Source organism: Novosphingobium sp. SG720 (assembly GCF_012275365.1).
GTDB lineage: Bacteria > Pseudomonadota > Alphaproteobacteria > Sphingomonadales > Sphingomonadaceae > Novosphingobium > Novosphingobium rhizosphaerae.
In genome coordinates, this window is record NZ_JAAZQN010000005.1 from 306099 (window position 1) to 324325 (window position 18227).

Here is an 18227-nt window from a genome sequence, read left to right on the forward strand (position 1 = left end):
GACTCCCCGTGCGGGTGCCCTCCACCCGCTCGGCCACCTGGGCCGGCGCCCGTTTTCGCGCCCCGCCAGCTTCGCACCATGCTGGCGTGCAACAACTGTGTTAATCGCATGCGCTCATCGGATTTTGTCATCCCCTGTCACAAAGGCCTGCTCCAAGGCGCCGAGCCAGGGGGCACAGGCCTGCCAGCGGGCCAGGCCAGCGCGGTGCAGCGGTTGGCGCACCTGTTGCGCGCTGATTGTACGCACCGCCCTGCGGTTTTCAAAAAAACGCAGTGTTTCCGGGCTATAGGGCAGGTCGCAGTGATCCAGCAGGCGGCGCACCTGGCCTTCCAGATCGTCAACGATCGCCTCATAGGAAACCTGCATCATCGCCTGCGCCATCACCTTGTGCCCATGCGCGGCCAAGGCCGTCGCACTGCGGCAATAGCGGCCAAGCGTGACAAGATCATAGCTGTACCCCTGCCCGGCGGCGAAATCCTGGGTGTAAAGTGAAAAACCGCACGCCATGGGATCGCGCGTGACGTGGATGATGCGGGCATTGGGCAGCGCCAGGCGGATGAGCGGGAGGTTGAACAGGTTGCCCGGCGCCTTGTCCACGAACAGGGGCCGCCCGCTTTGCCGCAAGCGCGCCACGCGCGCCAGATAGCTTTCGCCCAGCCCGCGCGCTTCTTGCGCGGTGATCGCCGCCAGCGCGGACACGCGATCGTGCGCGCGACCCTGCTGGATCAGGCGGCGGGTCAGCTGCCGGGCCAGCACGGTAAAGTCCGAAAGTTCGGACAGGCCCTCCACCGCCGGATGGCTGGCCAGGATTTGCTCCACCAGGGTGGAGCCACTGCGCGGCAGGCCGACGATGAAGACCGGGCCCCGGCGCGGATCGCCCCAATCGGCGCGCCGGGCCAGGAAATCGGGCGTCAGCGTGGCGATCGTGCCAGCCACGAACGCCACGTGCGCGGCAATGTCGAACGGCACCTGGACACGGCGCAAGGCATTGCCGCGATGGAAATGGTCCATCGCGCGGGCGGGCTCTGCCGCATCGAGCGCGGCACGGCCCAGCGCGAAATGCAGGTGTGCGGCCTGGGCCGGTGGCAAGGCCGCATCGGCCAGGGCCCGTTCCATCGCGGCGCGGTCTGCCAGGGAAAAACGGAAGGTCTTGAGATTGGCAAGGTTCCACCAAGGCTCGGCCTGGTGCGGCGCGTGTTCGAGGGCCTGGCGATAGGCCGCCACGGCCCCGGCCACGTCACCCGCCGCCGCCAGGGCGTGCCCGCGCACTTGCCACAGGCCGGCCTGCCCCGGTGCCAGAACCAGCGCCGCATCGAGCGCGGCCAGCGCCTGGTCCACGTCGCCGGCATGGAGGTGCGCGGCTGCAGCCAGCCCATGGAGCGCCGGGTTGGCGGGATGGCGCGCGGCCAGCGGACTGGCCAGCGCGAGCGCCTCGGGCCCGCGCTGCTGGCGCTCGTAAAGCATGGCCAGATCGAGTGCGGCGGCATCATAGGCCGGTGCCAGCGCCAGCGCGGCGCGCAGCCATTCCTCTGCTGCCTCGTCGTTGCCCTGCGCCACGGCGGCATTGGCAAGCAGGTGCAGCCAGCATGGATCGCGACGATCCACCCCCGGCAGGGCAGCCCCCTGGGCCACGATGGCGGCCCGTGCCTGGTCCAGCGCCGGCGCCATGGGTTGGCCCAGCACGCGCAGTTGCCCGGCCAGCGCATGCGCGGCGATCGCCGATTGCGGATTGAGCCGGTGCGCGGTTTCCAATGCGGCCAGCGCCGCTTGCCCTTGCCCGAGCATGGCATGGGCGGCGCCACGTTCGTAACGGACACCCCAGGCACGGGTTTGCGGCAGCATTGCCAGCAGGCGCAGTGCGCCATCGGCATCCCCGCAGCGGCGCGTCGCGGCTGCCGCGACAAAGCGCGCTTCCAGCCCCGGCCCGGCGCGCAGGGCCAAGTCGCGGGCCTGCGCCGGATCGTGGGATAACAGGGCCTTGGCGCGGTCGAGCGTCACGTGCGGCCGATCAGGGCGCTGGTGCCATGTGCCGCAACAGCAATCCGTTCTGGTGGTTGCGCACAAAGCCCTTCCAGGTGGGATTGGTGCCGCCGGCGCTGATCGCGGCATAGGGCGTTTCGGCGCCGGTCCAGCCTGCCCCGTCAGACCGTTCCTGCGGCACATCGAGATAGGCCTGCATCGCGGCCTGGTGCTTGAGATGCACCGCCAAAAACGCGGTGATGAAATGCAGGCTGATGCCGTTGAGGCGCGCCTTGCGCCATACCGGATCCTCGAACCAGTCCATGTCCCACAACGCTTGCCGCATCTGCACCGGGGCGGGATCGGTGCCCAGTGCATGGCCGGCGCCCTGGAACGCCAGGAGCGTGCGATCCGCCCCGGTTGCGCCGGCAAAGATCGTGGCGGGGCCCGGATCATAGCCGACGGTGCGATCGGCGGTTCCCGCCAGGACCAGCAGCGGGGCGTGAAGCTGGGCCAGCCCGGCGCCCCAGGCCGATTGCGCGCCGCCTCCGGCTGGCGAAATGGCCACGACGGCGGCGATGCCGGGTACGCGCAAATCCCCCGCGCGCGGCCCGTCGCCGGTATAGTCGGCGCGCAGTGCCGCCGGCAGGCGCGCCGCCCATGGGCCGGCCGGATCGAGCCGCGCCCCGGCCGCCGTGAGCACGCCATAGCCGCCAAAGGAATAGCCGATCAGCCCCACCTGGTCGGTGGCGGCCAACGATCCCAACAGCCCGGCGCGCAGGCGTTGCAGCGTGAGCACCACATCCAATGGGCGGCGCAACATCATGGGAATGGCGCCGCTGGCCTGGGTGATCGGCCCATCGTGGTGGGCGATGGCCACCACGACATAGCCCTTGCTGGCGAGGTTCTCACCCAGCCAGCGCAGCATCACCGGATCGTTGTTGAACCCGTGCGAGAGCACCACCAGCGGAAAGCCCTGGCCGGCCGGTGGTGCATCGGCCACGGCGCGCCCGGCGATGGTGAAATGCACCGGCGGCCGGGGCGGTTCTGCGGTCAGGCTGGCGGCGTAGGTCACCGTGCGTGCGTGGGCCTTGGCCCGGGCGGGGTACCAGATGCGCAAGGGCAAGGTGCGCGTGCCCGGCACCGCCTTGCCCGCCGCGACAGCGGCTGCGGCATCGAGTTGCCCCTTCGCCACGATCGTGCGTGTCATCGTCCCCGGCACATAGGCACCGGGCGCGGCCAGTTCGGGCAGTCCGGGCTCGCTTTGCCCCGGCGCGACCTGCGCCACTGCCGGCACGGGCGCTGCGCCCATGGCACCCGCCAGGGCCAAGGCCAGCGCCATCGCGCCGCGCCCGAACCCCGCCATGCCCCGATCGATGGGGCCCCGCTGCCTTGCCTGCGTCATGATCCTCCTCGCGCGTGCCGGTTCGCTTGCCACGGCAATGCTATGGCCTGGGCGCGCCCGTGCCCTATCTCGTAAAGGCATCTGCCATTGCTTTCGTGTCATCGCGCGTGGCTGGCAAGCCCGATGGCGGCAAGAAGGGCGCAAACACAATCGCAAGCCTGGCGCGGAACGCTGCGCCGCACAATTCGTTGCCCACCCGAAAGGCGCGACAAGCATCGGCGCTAACAGGGAAAATTCGGCAATGCGCAAGACCACCAAAGCCCTGGCGATCATGGCCATCGTGCTTGGCCTATGCGGCCTGATCCTGCTGGGCGGCGGCATCTGGCTGGCCAGCGAGGGGGGCAGCTGGTTCCATGGCATGGCGGGCGTGGCGCTGCTCGCTTGTGCCGTGCTACTGTGGCAGCGGCGCGTTGCCGCCCTGCATCTCTATGCCGTGCTGGTCCTCGCCACGCTCGCCTGGGCCCTGGCCGAAGTGGGCCTTGATTGGTGGGGGCTGGTCCCGCGCGGCGACGTGATCTTCATACTCGGCGGCATCCTGCTGCTGCCCTTCGTCACCCGGCGCCTGGCATCGGCCCAGCCCGGCTGGTGGCGCAACGCCGGTCCCCTGGCGCTCAGCCTGGCGTTGGCCGCCCTCGTCGGCCTGGCCAGCATGGCACGCAGCCCGCACGAATGGGATGGCCAGCTCCCCGGCGCGCGCGGGCCGGCCCCGGCACTGGCGGCCGGCACCGATGCGGGCGATTGGCTGGCCTATGGCCACACCTGGGCCGGCACCAAATGGTCCCCCCTCACCCAGATCACCCCCGCCAACGTCACCGGTCTCAAGCAGGCCTGGCGCGTGGACACGGGCGACACCCGCCGGGCGGGCGATCCGGAAGAAATCACCTATGAACTCACCCCGATCAAGGTGGGCGACACGCTCTATGCCTGCACGCCGCACAACATGGTCCTGGCGCTCGACGCGGAAACCGGGGCAACCCGCTGGAAATTCGATCCGCACCTGCAAGTGCCGGCCAATGTCCAGCACCTGACCTGCCGCGGTGTTTCCTATCACGATGCCAACTGGCCCGGCGCCGCGCACAGCGCCGATGGATCGTGCCCGCAACGGATCATCATGGCGACGGCCGATGCACGCCTGATCGCGCTCGACGCGCACACCGGGCGGCTGTGCACCGGTTTTGGCCAGGGCGGCGCCGTCAATCTGGCCGTCACCGGGCCGGGCCTGAAGCCCGGCTGGTTCCAGTTCACGTCGGCGCCCTTGGTCACCCGTGGCCTCGTCGTGGTGGGTGGCGCGATCTATGACAACGCCTCGGTCCACATGCCCTCGGGCGCGATCCAGGCTTTCGACGTTGCGAGCGGCAAGCCCGCATGGGCGTTCGATCCAGGCCGGCCGGAAGACACGGCGCCGCTTGGCCCCAGCCATCCGCCCGTGCCCTCCACGCCCAACAGCTGGAGCACGGCGGCGGCAGACGAAGACCTCGGCCTGCTCTACCTGCCGATGGGCATGGGCGCGGTGGACCAGTGGGGTGGCAAGCGCCCGCCCGAAACCGAACGCTTCGCCACATCGATCCTGGCGCTCGACATCAAGACCGGCCACCCGCGCTGGGTGTTCCAGACCGTGCACCACGATCTGTGGGACATGGACGTGCCCGCCCAGCCCGCGCTGGTGGACCTGACCATTCCCGGCAGGGGCCGCGTGCCCGCGCTGGTGCAATCGACCAAGACCGGCAATATCTTCGTGCTCGATCGCCGCACTGGCCAACCCATCCAGCCGGTGCGCGAGATGCGCGTGCCGGGCGGCGCTGCGCCGGGCGATTTCACTTCGCCCACCCAGCCGGTCTCGGCCATTTCGCTGATGCCGCCGCGCATCCGCGAGGCGGACATGTGGGGCGCCACGCTGTTCGACCAGATGGCCTGTCGCATCGCCTTCCGCCGCTATCGCCACGAAGGGCCGTTTACCCCGCCCTCCACGCGCGGCACGCTGGTGTTCCCCGGCAATTTCGGGGTGATGGACTGGGGCGGCCTGGCAATCGACCCGGTGCGCCAGGTGGCCTTTGCCCATCCCAACTACATGGCCTTCGTCGATCGCCTGATCCCGCAGGGGCCCGGTGCCACCAACGGTGGCAAGGGCGGCCCGTCGGGCGCATCGGATCGCGGCGGTTCGGCCGAACATGGCTATAGCCCCAACGCCGGCGCGCCGTTTGCCGTGTCGATGGGGCCGTTCCTGTCGCGCCTGGGCCTGCCCTGCCAATCGCCGCCCTGGGGCTATGTCGCGGGGATCGATCTGGTCAGCGGCAAGGTGGCGTGGCGCCATGCCAACGGCACCATACGCGATGAAACCCCGCTGCCCATCCCGCTCAAGCTGGGCGTGCCCTCGCTCGGCGGGCCGATGATGACCGGCAGCGGCCTGTCGTTCATGGCCGCCTCGCTCGATTATTACTTGCGCGCCTATGATACCACCACCGGCCGCGTTCTGTGGCGCGCCCGGCTGCCCGCCGGCGCGCAGGCCACGCCGATGACCTATCGTTCGCCGGCCAGCGGGCGGCAGTTCGTGGTGGTGGTCGCCGGCGGCCATGGCTCGCTGGGGACGAAGCTGGGGGACTCGATCATCGCCTATGCCCTGCCCAAATCGTAAGGCGCGTATCGAAAGGTCAGCTTGCGGGGGTTGGCGCCGATCGTGCTTTGCTGCGCCCTATGTTGATCACGTCCCTGCCCCGTCCGCTTGTCGTCCTCGGCCTTGCCGGTATCCTGCCGCAGGCGTTCTGCCTGGTCATGGCGCTTTCGGGCGGAGAGGCGCGGTGGACGGCGCTGGCCGCGGCCTGCTGCTATGCCGCGCTGATCCTTTCATTCCTGGGTGGGCTGTGGTGGATGGCAGGGCTGCTGGGCGGGGTAACGGCGCCCTGGTTTCATGCCCTGGCGGTCCTGCCCAGCCTGATCGGCTGGGCCATGCTGCTGCCCTGGTGCGTGGGCGCGCCCTGGCCGGCGCCGGAACTGGTCACGCTTGGCTTGCTCCTGCTCGCCAGCCCGCTCGCCGACCGCGCCCTCGCGCGGCACATGGCCCAGAACTTGGCCTTGCCCGCCGGCTGGCAGTCATTGCGCGTGATCATGGCAACCGGGCTTGGCACGTTGACGATCCTGGTCGGCCTGCTCGCCTGATTGATGATTTTCATGCATAGGTTCATGCGCATTTCCCCAGCTAATGCGTGAAGTCTCCCTGCGGTAGAACGCTGACAACACCCGTTCGATTGCAAGGAGAACATCCATGAAGACCCGCACGCTCGGCCAGCACGGCCCCACGGTTTCGGCCCTTGGCTATGGCTGCATGGGGCTGGACTTCGGTTATGCCCATACCCTTTCGCGGGCGCAGGGCATTGCCCTGATCCGCGCGGCGGTGGAACGCGGCGTGACCTTCTTCGACACGGCCGAAGTCTATGGACCGTTCACCAACGAGGAAACCGTGGGCGAGGCGCTCGCGCCGTTCCAGGGCGAGGTGGTGATCGCCACGAAGTTCGGGTTCGACATCGATCCGGCCACTGGCGCGATGCGCGGCGTCTGCAGCCGGCCCGACCACATCCGCGCCGTGGCCGAAGCCTCGCTCAAGCGGCTGCGCGTGGACACGCTCGACGTGTTCTATCAGCATCGCGTCGATCCCAATGTGCCGATCGAGGATGTGGCCGGCACCGTGCGCGACCTGATTGCCGAGGGCAAAGTGCGCCATTTCGGCATGAGCGAGCCGAGCGCGGCCACGCTGCGCCGGGCCCATGCGGTGCAGCCCGTCACCATGCTGCAGAACGAATATTCACTGTGGACGCGCCAGGTGGAAACCAACGGCATCCTTGACGCGTGCGACGAGCTTGGCATCGGCCTCGTGCCCTATTCGCCGCTGGGCAAGGGTTTCCTCACCGGCGCGATCACCAGCACGGCCGACATGGCGAGCGGCGATTTCCGCGCCGGCTTGCCGCGTTTCCAGCAAGACGCGCTCCAGGCCAACCTCGCGCTGGTGGACAGCCTCAAGGACATTGCGGCCGAACGCGGCGCCACCCCGGCGCAGATCGCGCTGGCCTGGCTGCTGGCGCAGCGCCCGTTCATCGTGCCGATCCCCGGCACCACCAAGTTGCACCGGCTGGAAGAAAACCTTGGCGCCGCCGATGTCACGTTGTCGGCGGCGGATCTGGCACGCATTGCCGAGCGGCTTTCGGCCATTGCCGTGCAGGGCGCGCGCTATACCCCCGCCTTCGAGGCCCTCACCGGGCTGTAATCCCTGCGCTTCGCGCACACCGGGCTTGGCCTGAACCGGTAGGGTGGGCATCATGCGTGATGCCCACCGCTTCTTCTGCCTGAAAGGCGCCGCTCCCTCATGTCCATCGGCCGCAGCGATCTTGCCGACCTTGCCGCCTTTGCCGTCCTTGCCGAAGAACGCAGCTTCACGCGCGCGGCGGCCCGGCTTGGCGTCTCGCAATCCGCGCTCAGCCACGCCATGCGCAAGCTCGAACAGAAGCTGGGCGTGCGCCTGCTCACCCGCACCACGCGCTCGGTCTCGGCAACGCAGGCGGGGGAACGCCTCGTGGCCACGATTGCCCCCGCCCTCGATCAGATCGGCGCGGGGATCGAGGAACTTACCAACCTGCGCGACAAGCCGGCCGGCAACATCCGCATCACCGCGTCCGAACATGCCGCGCGCACGCTGCTGTGGCCGGCGCTGGAACGCCTGCTGCCCGAATATCCCGATATCCATGTGGAAGTGAGCATCAACAACGGCTTCGTCGATATCGTCGAAGAGCGGTTCGATGCGGGCATCCGCCTGGGGGAAGCGATCGCGCGCGACATGATCGCGGTGCGCATCGGGCCAACCATGCGCATGGCCTGCGTGGGCGCGCCCGCCTATTTCGACCGCCACCCGATCCCGCAGACCCCGCACGACCTGGCGCAGCACAACTGCATCAACTTGCGCATGCCCAGCACCGGCGGGCTCTATGCCTGGGAATTCGAACGCGACGGGCGCGTGATGAACGTGCGCGTGGACGGCCAACTGACTTTCGCCGGATCGGGCATGCTGCTCCAGGCCGCGCTTTCGGGCCTGGGCCTGATCATGACGCTGGACGATGTCGTTGCCGATGCCGTGGCAAAGGGCCGGCTGGTGCGCGTGCTGGAAGACTGGTGCCCGCCCTTTGCCGGATACCACCTCTATTATCCCAGCCGGCGCCAGGCCTCCCCCGCCTTTGCGCTGCTGGTCAACGCGCTGCGCCATCGCGGCGATTGACCGGTTTTCTGGCGCTGGTGAAACCCGGCCGCCACGCCCGGCGCCGAATGCACCGCGCGGGCATTGCCGATCGTGAATTTGTCGGGCACGTTCGCGAAACAAGCCGTGTCGGAAAGCGGCTGTTTGGGGGACGGGTCGTGACCACAGTGCAGGATTGCGCGTTGCCCATCGCTGATACGCCGACGCTGTCGCGCGCCCGGGACCTGTTCGGACGCGTCATCAACGGCCACGACCTTGGTGGATCGACGCCCGCGAACGTTGCCGACCGCATTGAACAGTCCATCTGCCTGACGCCATCCCACAGGGTGGTGATTACCGAAGGCAATCTGGCCAGCACATTTGGCGTGGGCCGCCGCGTTGCGCGGCAGACGAGCCGCATCCTGCAACTGCGCGGCGTCATGGAGCCGCGGCGCGGTGGCAAAGGCATGGGTGGCCTGCGGGTATGCTTGCCCGGCCTGGATCAAACGCTCGACACGATCCGCGGCGAGATCGTGGCCACAAGTTCGGTGGCGGCAATGGCCGATGCGCGACGCTGGCTGCAATGGGAAATCGCCGATCAGGAAGATCCTCTGGCGCGGTTGATGCACGCGATGCTGGAGGATGCGCCCCCTGCGCGCGCGCCTGAACCATCGCAGCCGGCCCCCACCGGGCCAACCCGCCCAAATAGCGATAGTCCGCCGTCACGGGCCCATCGCCTGGCCGCCGACTTGCGCCAGCAGATCGCCTTGTTGCCGCCTGGCGAGACGTTTCTGGGCTCGCTTGCCAGCATCGCGGCGGCATATGACACCAGCCTGGAAGTGGCGGTGGAAGCGGTGCGCATTCTGGCCGATGGCCAGCATGTGAGCATGCGCCGCGGCCGGGGCGGCGGGGTCTTTGCGTGCGAGCCCCATGCGGGGCGCGCCCTGCATACGATCAACGCCTTTCTCATCGCCAATGCCGTTTCGCCCGAACGGTGCCGCGCGGTGCTCAACCGGGCCAATATCGGCATGATCGATTTGGCCCGCGCGCGACAGGATCCCCAGCGCCTGGCAAAGGTGGAGCAGTCGTTTCAGCAAATGCAGCAGGCGCGCAATGCCACTGCCCTTGGCCAAAACTGGTATGGTTTCATCCGCGACATTGCCGATATGTCGGGCAACGGCCTGCTCCATTTCATCGCGCGGGCGATGGCCGGGTCCATCCTCATCCGGCGAACCCGCAGCGCCGAACTGCCCGAGGCGGCAGCACGCGAACTATTCGAGGCCAGCCGCCAGATCCGCGCCCATCTGGTTGGCGGCAGCCAGGATGCTCCCAATGAAGCGCAGTGGCGCTGCCAGCTGGCGCTGCAGGACTACTGGTGAAAGGCCAGAGGCGCAGCGTCCACGCCTGGGGATAGGCGGCCGCCCAGGTGCCCGGCGATCCGCGCATAGATCGCTTCCACCAGATCGCGCGGGCCACCGCGCAAGTTGTACGCATGGTCCTGATCGGGAACGTCGATATAGTCGAGCAGGCGCCCGCGTGCCCGCAGGCGCTGGGCATAGGCGGCACCCTCTGCCTGCAGAAGGTCGAGGCCGGCCGTAATGACGATGGCTGGGGCCACCTTGTCCAATACGTCATCGGGCGCGCCCACCAGAGGAGACACGCGCATGTCTGCCCGCGTGGCCACATCAGGGACATAGACGGCGTTGAACAGGCGAGCGACACCCGGCGATATGGCAGGCCGTGCCGCGCGTGCGCGCTTGTGCGCGGGCGGGGTAACGAGATCGAGCGGCGGATAGTGCAAGACCTGCGCGGCGATGCACGGCGCACCCGCCTGGGCCAGCAGCAGGCTGGCCGCGGCGGCCAGGCCACCGCCGGCGCTTTGCCCGCCCACCGTCAAGCGATCGGCATCCCAGCGCTGCTCTGCCGCCTGGTCCGCCACCCAGCGGATCACGGCAACGGCCTGCTCCACCGCAATGGGGAACCGCTGCTGCGGTGCCAGGACATAATCGACGTTGAGCACGCACACCCCCGCACGCTCCGCCAGGAACGCGCAAAACGGATCGTCCTGTTCGGGGTGCCCCATCACGTAGCCACCGCCATGGAAGTTGACATGGACGGGCACGCAGCCTGCCATTGCGGGCGGAGCGAACAGCGTTGCAGCAGCAGCCCCGAATGGCGTCGGGATGCTGATGTGCCGGCACCGGCGCGGAATGTCCGGGAACAAGAGCGCAGCATCCGGCCGGGCCAGCCGTGGCGCCAGCATCCGCTGCATCACCCGCGCCATGGTATCGGCAATCAGCGGCATGGCACAGGCCCCATGAGCGGGGCCGGTGCGGCTGGGTTTCCCCAGCCGTCTTGACCAGACGATCGCCCCAGCATCAGAACTTTGCCCCCAGGCGCACACCGAACTCGCGCGGCGCGACGCGGAATTCATTGAGGCCGGATTGCCCGGTCACGAAGTATTCCTTGGTCAGGTTCGTGCCATACAGCTCGGCCTTGAAGTTGTCCCAGTTGAGCGTGATGCTGGCATTGACCAGATGCCGCGCGTTGATCAGATCGTATTGCGGCAGATAGGTCACATAGGCCCATTGCGAGCCGATGTAGGAATAGTTGACGCGTGGCACCAGCGAACGCCCGGCGCCCAGCGCATAGGTGTAATCAAGCCCCGCGTTCCAGGTCCACTTCGGCGAAAGCAGGTTGGGCCCGGAACTGGACGTGATGAATTCATAGGCAAAGCAATTGCTGGTCACCGTGGTGGTGCAGGCGGGCAATTGCGCAGTTGCCGCGCCAGCCTGCCATTTGTTGATCACCGTCACGCTGCTGAGCTGGGAATCCACATAGGACACGCCGGCATCCAGGCCAAAACCGGCGATCTTGGCCTGAAGCTGCCCCTCGAAGCCCTTGATCGTGGCATTGGCAAGATTGACCACCCCGTTCTGGCCAGACGCCGGGCTGATCACATCCATCTGGAAATTATTGTATTTGTTATAGAATACGCCAATCTGCGTGCGCACCCGGCGGTTCAGGAAACTTGATTTCCAACCCGCTTCAAAGTCCCACACCGTTTCGGGGGCAAACATCCCGCCCGGCGGGTTGATCCCGCCCGGCTTGTAGCCCCGCGCGGCAAAGACATAGAGCATGTTATCGGCATCGGGCTTGAAATTGAGCGCGATCTTGCCGGTCATGCGGCCATCGGCCTCGGTGCCGGTCTGCGGAATCGTCAGGAAGGCCGAAGATGGCGGCCCGCCCAGGTAGACGCCGCCCGTGCCATCGACATAGAAGTGCGAATAGCGCGCACCCGCCTGGATCTCCAGTTTATCGGTCAGGCGATAGTTGGCCTGGGCAAAAGCACCGAGCGTGGTCTTGCTGTTCATCGGATTGACCACGATCGGGAAGGGGGCCGTGCCGGTGAAATGCAGCAGAACGTCGATATCGTTGTGCTGGTAATAGCCGCCCAGGATAAAGTTCAGCGGTTTGGAATCCGGGGAAATGATGTTGATTTCCTGCGAGTATTCCTTCTCGCGAACATACTGGTCCTGGTACTGCGCGCCAAAGGTCCCGACAACCTGCGACACGTTGGTGCCGTCCACGTCATAGACGTTCCACACGCGCTTGTTCTGGTACCCGCTCACCGAGCGGACCACGAGGCCACCGGGCGTCTGGTACTTCAATTCCAGGGCCGTGGTGAACGCGCGCTCGAAATTGGCGGTCTTGGTGTCGTAGTTCAGTTGGTAAGGCGTCGCCTGGCGGCCAGCGGCAAACTGCGTGCCCGCAATCGGCTGATAGGCATAGCCACCCGTGCTTTTCTGCGCCAGTTCGCCCTTCCAGTAGGCGGTGAACCCGCCAGACTGATAGAGGGCGGAAAGCCGCTCATCGTGTTCCTTGAGGCTATCGGGCTGGTTCTTGTACGGGCCGATGTCGGTATAATAGGAATCGCGCCAGTGCTGGTTGGTGGCAAAGCGCAAGGCGAGGCTGTCCCCCACCGGCACGTTGATTGCGCCATTGAGGCGGACATTGTTGTAGCTGCCATATTCGGCCGTCACATCGCCACCCAATTCGCCCAGCTTGGGGCGCTTGGAATTGATGAAGATCGCGCCGCCGGTGGAATTGGAACCCACCAGGGTGCCCTGCGGGCCCCGCAGCACTTCGATGCTCTGGATGTCGTACAGGTCAAAGCTTTGCGCGATCGGAGGCTGGAACAGGCCATCGACGTAGGTTGCCACGCCATTGGCCACTTGCGGCGAGCCGCTCGACAGGCCGATGCCGCGGATATTGATGGATTCGGTCAACCCCGCCTTGGTGATGGTAAGGCCCGGCGCCACATTCTGGAGATCGCGCTGCACCAGCACGGCTTTCTGGGTGAGTTGGTCGCCGGCCACGGCGGTCAGCGCGATGGCCACCTTTTGCGAGCTTTCCGAACGGCGCTGCGCCGTCACGACGATCTCGCCCGGCGCCGACGCGGCCTGCGCTGGAGCCGGCCCGGCAAGTGCTGCAGATTGGGCCAAGGCGCTGGTCCCCGCCAGCGACAGCGCGATGGCGCCTGCAGACGCAGCCGCCCGGACACGAAAATTACGTTGGATCTGAAACATATCGCTCCCCTCTCCCGTGATCGGCCTGCTTGCGGCGGCCGATCGTTGCTGGCCTGCTTCTGGCCCGAGGGGATGGATTTAAATAGCGGCCTATTTTGAATAGTCGGGGCCGTGCGGCGGGCAGAAGTTTCAACCACGATTGCTCGTGCTGGAAACACAAGCCCGCCGCTGTTTTCGGACAAATCGGGCGACGCGTGCAACAGGGGCCGATCCGCGCAAAGCGCCGGTGTGTTCATGCGGTTGGTATGGTCCCGCCATCGATCACGAATTCGCTGCCGGTAATGCTCGCGGCGCGGTCCGAGGCCAGGAATGCGATAAGGCTTGCCACCTCGCCAGGAGATGAGGGACGCCCGATCGGAATACCGCCAAGCGAGGCCATGATCCGGCGTTTGCCGTCCGCCATGTCGGTACCCGCCTCTTCGCCCAGCCGTTGCGCCAGGGCGACGGCAGCCTCTGTTTCGATCCAGCCCGGCGAGACCCGCACCACGCGCACACCGCGCGGCGACACCTCCTTGGACAGGCTTTTGCTGTACGTGGACAAGGCAGCCTTTGCCGCGGCATAGGCTGTCGTCGCTTCGGGCAAGGGCAGCCGGCTCTGGATCGATGTCACGTGGATGACCACGCCGCTGCCGCGCGAGACCATGTGGGGGACGAGGGCACGGTCGAGGCGCACCGCCGGCATCAGGTTCAGCTGCAGCTCCCGCGACCATTGCGCGTCACCCAAAGCGGCAAACCCGCCCGCCGGCGCGGATGAGCCGCCCAGCAAGTGGACGATGATGTCGATCTCGCCCAAGTGTCGCCGTGCCGCCTCGGCCAGGGCAGAGGTTCCTTCGGGCGTCGTGAGATCGGCCGCCATGAACTGGTCTTCGGGCATGGTCGACGGCGCGGACCTGGCACAAGTAAAGACCCGCGCGCCCAATTCCCGAAACAGGCTGACGGTGGCCGCGCCGGTGCCGCGCGTCCCCGAGGTGATCAGCGCGTTCTTGCCCGACAGATCAAGGAAGGGTGTCACAGCGTGATCTCCAGCCCGGCGATCCTGTCTCCCGCAAGCACGAAGCGGTAACGCAGATCGACCGGACTGCCCGGGAAATCGCCCGCAAGGTGCGCGGTGACGATGCTTGCGTCTTGGTCGACGGTCAGGGCGAAAGGCGCAACAGTATATGTGTACTTGCTGGACGAGGTGACCTTCCATTGCCGGATAGCCGCGTGCCCGACATAGGTTTGCCCTTCATCCCGGACGATGGCGTCCTCGGTAAAGGCCGCCACGATCGCGGTTGCATCCTTGCTTTTGTCTGCGGTGAAATAGCGGGCGATGGGAAGAGGTAGCGCAAGGCTCATGGTCAGTGCTCCGATGGTGACAGGCAAAACCGCCTTCGCCTGCTGATTTAGCGATGGACTACCGTCCCGATAATCAGGATAAGGCGGAATGTGCTGTCCTGATTTTCGGTACAATGGCTGATCCAGGCCTCACGCGCCTGACCAGCGTGCTTGCCATTGCGCGCCGGAAATCATTCCGCGCTGCAGCCCTGGAACTTGGCGTCTCGACGACCGCGTTGAGCAGCACGATCGCCAAGCTCGAACGGGAACTGGGCGTTCGCCTGTTCAACCGCACCACGCGCAGCGTGGCACTGACCGAAGCCGGGCGCGCCTTCGTGGAGCAAGTGGGGCCCGCGCTCGACATCATTCGCGAGGCGATGGAAGCGGTCCGCTCGCACCAGGGAACGCCGTCTGGCACATTGCGCATCAATGCGTTTGCGACCGCCGCGCGCGAGGCATTCGCGCCGTTGATCCGCGAATACGTGCAACGCCACCCTGGTGTTCACGTCGACCTGGTTACCGAGGGACGCCTGGTGGATATCGTTGCCGATGGCTACGATTTCGGCATCCGTAGCCAGGACATGGTGCCGGTCGACATGATCGCCGTGCCACTGGGCGGGCCGCGCAGCTTTGCCGTGGTCGGTTCGCCCGCCTACTTTGCTGCGCATGGACGGCCGCAGCATCCAGGCGATCTGCGCGATCACGCATGTATCCGCGTGCGATTGCCGGATGGCGGCCTTTTCCGCTGGAAGTTTCAGCGATCGGGAGAGTTGCTGCACCTCGACGTGAACGGACCGATCACGCTGGATGAAGCGACCCTTGCGCGCATGGCGGTGCTGGAGAACGTGGGAATTGGCTATTTCATGGAATCCGACGTTCGCGAAGACCTGGACGCGGGGCGACTGATCCAAATCCTGCCTGACTGGACCCCGTCCCTGCCACCGGTCTGCCTATATTACCCCAGCCGGCGCAACTCTTCCGCCGCATTCCAGGCCTTCGTGAATCTTGCCCGCGAACTGGCCGATCGATGACCCCTCCGGCCGCCGGGGTTCATGGCGGCCAGGCACCTTGCCGGCTTGAACCGCGCCCACCCCTTCGGTCTGGCGTCGGCGGTGCACGGTTGCCGTGCCAACCAATCGCAGCTATCCCGCAAACACGGGCCCAAAGGATCTAAACCATGACGTCGGAAGCAGAAATTCATTCGATTGATGCGGTGCTGCTCGACATGGATGGCACGATCCTCAACTCGATAGCGACCGCCGAACGGATCTGGGGCCGCTGGGCTGCAGGCCAAGGTCTCGATGTGGACGCTTTCCTCAAGACCATCCATGGCGTGCAATCGGTCGAGACGATCCGGCGGCTTGGTTTGCCGGGCGTCGATCCCGTCACCGAAGCCGCAAGGATCACCCAGGCCGAAATTGACGACGTGGACGGGATCGAGGCCATTGCCGGCAGCGCCGCGTTCCTTTCCTCGCTGCCCGGCGCGCAATGGGCCGTGGTGACATCAGCCCCGCGCGCGCTGGCGCAGCGCAGGATTGCCGCCGCCGGACTGCCCAATCCGCCCATCCTGATCGCGGCGGAGGATGTCGAGCACGGCAAGCCCGCCCCCGATTGCTTCCAGCTTGCCGCACGGCAGCTTGGCACCACCGCCCAGCGCTGCCTCGTGCTGGAGGATTCCGCTGCAGGCATTCTGGCAGCGGAGCGGGCGGGCGCCCTGGTGCTGGTGATCACCGCGACCCACACCCACACCGTGGAAACGCCCCATCCCGCCATTCGCGATTACAGCGCGCTGCAGATCGAAGCCGCCGATGATGGAGAATTGTGGATCCGCCCTGACGGAGCATCGCAATCCTATCGGTTGCGCACCGGATGATGGGCACAGGCCCGTTGTTTTGACCTGACCGTCTCGCTGGCGTGCCGAAGGCTCAGTCCCGTTCGGGAAGCCCCGGTTCGCGTCTGCGGCCAAACAGATCCATGTTCGCATCGCCCCACGCCTTGAGCGCAGCGATGATCGGGGTAAGCGATTGCCCGCGCTGCGACAGGCGATATTCGACCCGTGGCGGCACCTGGGCGAAGACCTCGCGCTCGATCAGGCCATCTGCTTCCAACTCGCGCAACTGGTTGGTCAACATGCGGGGCGTGACCTCGCCCACGCGGCGGCGCAATTCGTTGAAGCGGATCGGCCCGTCCTCAAGGTGAAAGAGCGCCACGGCCTTCCACTTGCCGTCGATCAAACTCACCGCGGCCTCCACCGCGCAACCGGGCGTGCAATCGAGCCTGGAATGGCGAGCCTTGGCCATCGTTACGCTATCCTTTTTGATACTATAGGCAGTTTTTGTGCGTATGACATGTTCCGCCGCCGCACCTAGTTAGGGGCAACCATCAGGAAAGGAAGTCCCATGCAGGCCATCGGCTATCAAAATCCCGGCCCGATCGACCGGAACGACGCGCTGATCGACATTGATCTGCCCCGCCCCGAGCCCACCGGGCACGATATCCTCGTCGCGGTTCACGCCGTTTCGGTAAACCCTGTCGACACCAAGGTGCGCTCCGGAGCCAAGCCGTTGGCCGGCGCTCACTATCGCGTGCTGGGCTGGGATGCGGCGGGCGTGGTGGAAGCCGTCGGGCCCGACGTCACGCGCTTCAAGGCGGGCGATGCCGTCTACTACGCCGGCGATCTCGCGCGGGATGGCAGCAACGCGCAGTATCACCGCGTCGACGAACGCATCGTCGGCCACAAGCCGCAGCGCCTGGACTGGGCGCAGGCTGCCGCGCTTCCCCTCACCAGCATTACCGCCTGGGAAACGCTGTTCGACCGGTTGCGCCTGGCCGATCCGGTGCCGGGCGCGGCAAAGGCGATCCTGATCATCGGCGGCGCAGGTGGCGTTGGCTCTGTTGCGATCCAACTTGCGCGGGCGCTGACAGACCTGACGATCATTGCCACTGCTTCGCGCGCCGAAACGCAGGACTGGGTGCGCGATCTGGGCGCGCACCATGTGATCGATCATGCGCAGCCGCTTGCCCCGCAAATCACGGCGCTGGGCCTGGGCGCGCCGGCTTGGGTGTTTTCCACGACCCACACCGACCGTCATCTGGCCGACATTGCCGAACTGATCGCCCCGCAGGGCCGCTTTGCCCTGATCGACGATCCGTCCAGCCTCGACGTGATCGCCTTCAAGCGCAAGTCGGTATCGGTCCATTGGGAACTGATGTTTACCCGGTCGTTGTACCAAACGGCCGACATGGCCGAGCAGGGCAAGTTGCTCGATACGGTTGCCGAACTGGTTGACGCCGAACGGATTCGAACCACCCTGACGCAGACACTGAGCCCGATCAACGCCGCCAACCTGATGGCGGCGCACAAGCAGATCGAAAGCAACACCACGCGCGGCAAGATCGTGCTGCAAGGGTGGGCCTGAAGCAAAAGGACCCGAACAATGACCGACACGACCGTCCACCTCATCGCCCGCCTGGTGCCGCAGGCGGGCGATGAGGCGGCTTTGGCAAAAGCCATGCTTGCCCTGATCCCCAAAGTGCAGGCCGAACCGGGTTGCCTCGCCTATACCGCACACGAAAGTCTGGATGCGCCGGGCGTGATCGTCATGGTCGAGGCCTGGGAAAACCAGGCCGCGCTCGACACCCATGCCGCTTTGCTTGGATCGAGCGGCGTGGCAGCGCAACTGGGCGAATTGCTGGCGCAACCACTCGCGCTCGAACGGCTGCGCGCGCTGTAACGCGGCCC

General features: G+C 66.6%; 16 protein-coding genes. 9 read left to right on the plus strand and 7 right to left on the minus strand.

Annotated elements, in window-relative coordinates:
- Window positions 1-114: 114 nt before the first annotated feature.
- Window positions 115-1998 carry a sulfotransferase gene (locus FHW94_RS18065; protein ID WP_168557207.1) on the minus strand — a complete coding sequence of 628 codons (1884 nt, stop codon included), beginning with the start codon at window positions 1996-1998 and terminating at the stop codon, window positions 115-117.
- Window positions 1999-2008: 10 nt separating this feature from the next.
- Entirely contained in the window at window positions 2009-3364 is a 1356-nt protein-coding gene (locus FHW94_RS18070) for a dienelactone hydrolase (protein WP_168557208.1), read from the minus strand.
- A gap of 241 nt (window positions 3365-3605) precedes the next feature.
- Between FHW94_RS18070 and FHW94_RS18075 the strand changes: the two genes are divergently transcribed.
- The 5 genes from FHW94_RS18075 to FHW94_RS23385 all read left to right on the plus strand — a co-directional run bounded on the left by FHW94_RS18075 (window position 3606) and on the right by FHW94_RS23385 (window position 9958).
- On the plus strand, window positions 3606-5996 hold the full coding sequence (locus FHW94_RS18075; RefSeq protein WP_168557209.1) for a membrane-bound PQQ-dependent dehydrogenase, glucose/quinate/shikimate family: 2391 nt from the start codon (window positions 3606-3608) through the stop codon (window positions 5994-5996).
- Window positions 5997-6055: 59 nt separating this feature from the next.
- The gene (locus tag FHW94_RS18080) at window positions 6056-6517 is read left to right on the plus strand and encodes a DUF3429 family protein (RefSeq protein ID WP_168557210.1); all 462 of its coding nucleotides are present in this window, start codon (window positions 6056-6058) and stop codon (window positions 6515-6517) included.
- A 106-nt stretch (window positions 6518-6623) separates the two neighbouring features.
- Complete coding sequence (locus tag FHW94_RS18085) at window positions 6624-7619, plus strand: aldo/keto reductase (protein WP_168557211.1); 996 nt, start codon at window positions 6624-6626, stop codon at window positions 7617-7619.
- 105 nt (window positions 7620-7724) lie between these two features.
- Window positions 7725-8621 (plus strand): LysR family transcriptional regulator, encoded by an 897-nt coding sequence (locus tag FHW94_RS18090; RefSeq protein ID WP_168557314.1) that lies wholly within the window; start codon window positions 7725-7727, stop codon window positions 8619-8621.
- A 161-nt stretch (window positions 8622-8782) separates the two neighbouring features.
- On the plus strand, window positions 8783-9958 hold the full coding sequence (locus tag FHW94_RS23385) for a hypothetical protein (protein WP_246866241.1): 1176 nt from the start codon (window positions 8783-8785) through the stop codon (window positions 9956-9958).
- Here FHW94_RS23385 and FHW94_RS18100 read toward each other — a convergent pair.
- The 4 genes from FHW94_RS18100 to FHW94_RS18115 form a co-directional block, all read right to left on the minus strand.
- The gene (locus FHW94_RS18100) at window positions 9949-10884 is read right to left on the minus strand and encodes an alpha/beta hydrolase fold domain-containing protein (protein ID WP_168557212.1); all 936 of its coding nucleotides are present in this window, start codon (window positions 10882-10884) and stop codon (window positions 9949-9951) included. The genes FHW94_RS23385 and FHW94_RS18100 overlap by 10 nt on opposite strands.
- Before the next feature lie 73 nt (window positions 10885-10957).
- On the minus strand, window positions 10958-13084 hold the full coding sequence (locus tag FHW94_RS18105) for a TonB-dependent receptor (RefSeq protein ID WP_168557213.1): 2127 nt from the start codon (window positions 13082-13084) through the stop codon (window positions 10958-10960).
- Window positions 13085-13400: 316 nt separating this feature from the next.
- On the minus strand, window positions 13401-14180 hold the full coding sequence (locus FHW94_RS18110) for an SDR family oxidoreductase (RefSeq protein ID WP_168557214.1): 780 nt from the start codon (window positions 14178-14180) through the stop codon (window positions 13401-13403).
- The gene (locus FHW94_RS18115) at window positions 14177-14506 is read right to left on the minus strand and encodes a nuclear transport factor 2 family protein (protein ID WP_168557215.1); all 330 of its coding nucleotides are present in this window, start codon (window positions 14504-14506) and stop codon (window positions 14177-14179) included. The genes FHW94_RS18110 and FHW94_RS18115 overlap by 4 nt, the downstream gene beginning before the upstream one ends.
- A gap of 113 nt (window positions 14507-14619) precedes the next feature.
- On the opposite strand from FHW94_RS18115, the gene FHW94_RS18120 reads away from it, so the two are divergent.
- Together FHW94_RS18120 and FHW94_RS18125 are read left to right on the plus strand one after the other, a co-directional pair.
- On the plus strand, window positions 14620-15516 hold the full coding sequence (locus FHW94_RS18120; protein WP_168557216.1) for a LysR family transcriptional regulator: 897 nt from the start codon (window positions 14620-14622) through the stop codon (window positions 15514-15516).
- 146 nt (window positions 15517-15662) lie between these two features.
- Complete coding sequence (locus FHW94_RS18125; protein WP_168557217.1) at window positions 15663-16358, plus strand: HAD-IA family hydrolase; 696 nt, start codon at window positions 15663-15665, stop codon at window positions 16356-16358.
- A gap of 52 nt (window positions 16359-16410) precedes the next feature.
- Here FHW94_RS18125 and FHW94_RS18130 read toward each other — a convergent pair whose 3' ends face one another.
- A complete protein-coding gene (locus FHW94_RS18130; protein ID WP_168557218.1) occupies window positions 16411-16785 on the minus strand; it encodes a helix-turn-helix domain-containing protein in 375 nt (124 codons plus the stop codon).
- A gap of 99 nt (window positions 16786-16884) precedes the next feature.
- Between FHW94_RS18130 and FHW94_RS18135 the strand changes: the two genes are divergently transcribed.
- The gene (locus FHW94_RS18135; protein ID WP_168557219.1) at window positions 16885-17904 is read left to right on the plus strand and encodes a zinc-binding alcohol dehydrogenase family protein; all 1020 of its coding nucleotides are present in this window, start codon (window positions 16885-16887) and stop codon (window positions 17902-17904) included.
- Between the two features lie 18 nt (window positions 17905-17922).
- On the plus strand, window positions 17923-18219 hold the full coding sequence (locus FHW94_RS18140) for a putative quinol monooxygenase (RefSeq protein WP_168557220.1): 297 nt from the start codon (window positions 17923-17925) through the stop codon (window positions 18217-18219).
- Window positions 18220-18227 lie beyond the last annotated feature (8 nt).

Excerpts from the sequence above, each read along its gene's own strand:
- FHW94_RS18115 (WP_168557215.1), bottom strand. The coding sequence starts at position 14,506 with ATGAGCCTTGCGCTACCTCTTCCCATCGCCCGCTATTTCACCGCAGAC.
- FHW94_RS18120 (WP_168557216.1), top strand. The coding sequence starts at position 14,620 with ATGGCTGATCCAGGCCTCACGCGCCTGACCAGCGTGCTTGCCATTGCG.
- FHW94_RS18135 (WP_168557219.1), top strand. The coding sequence starts at position 16,885 with ATGCAGGCCATCGGCTATCAAAATCCCGGCCCGATCGACCGGAACGAC.
- FHW94_RS18085 (WP_168557211.1), top strand. The coding sequence starts at position 6,624 with ATGAAGACCCGCACGCTCGGCCAGCACGGCCCCACGGTTTCGGCCCTT.
- FHW94_RS18075 (WP_168557209.1), top strand. The coding sequence starts at position 3,606 with ATGCGCAAGACCACCAAAGCCCTGGCGATCATGGCCATCGTGCTTGGC.
- FHW94_RS18140 (WP_168557220.1), top strand. The coding sequence starts at position 17,923 with ATGACCGACACGACCGTCCACCTCATCGCCCGCCTGGTGCCGCAGGCG.
- FHW94_RS18070 (WP_168557208.1), bottom strand. The coding sequence starts at position 3,364 with ATGACGCAGGCAAGGCAGCGGGGCCCCATCGATCGGGGCATGGCGGGG.
- FHW94_RS18080 (WP_168557210.1), top strand. The coding sequence starts at position 6,056 with ATGTTGATCACGTCCCTGCCCCGTCCGCTTGTCGTCCTCGGCCTTGCC.
- FHW94_RS18100 (WP_168557212.1), bottom strand. The coding sequence starts at position 10,884 with ATGCCGCTGATTGCCGATACCATGGCGCGGGTGATGCAGCGGATGCTG.
- FHW94_RS18130 (WP_168557218.1), bottom strand. The coding sequence starts at position 16,785 with ATGGCCAAGGCTCGCCATTCCAGGCTCGATTGCACGCCCGGTTGCGCG.
- FHW94_RS18125 (WP_168557217.1), top strand. The coding sequence starts at position 15,663 with ATGACGTCGGAAGCAGAAATTCATTCGATTGATGCGGTGCTGCTCGAC.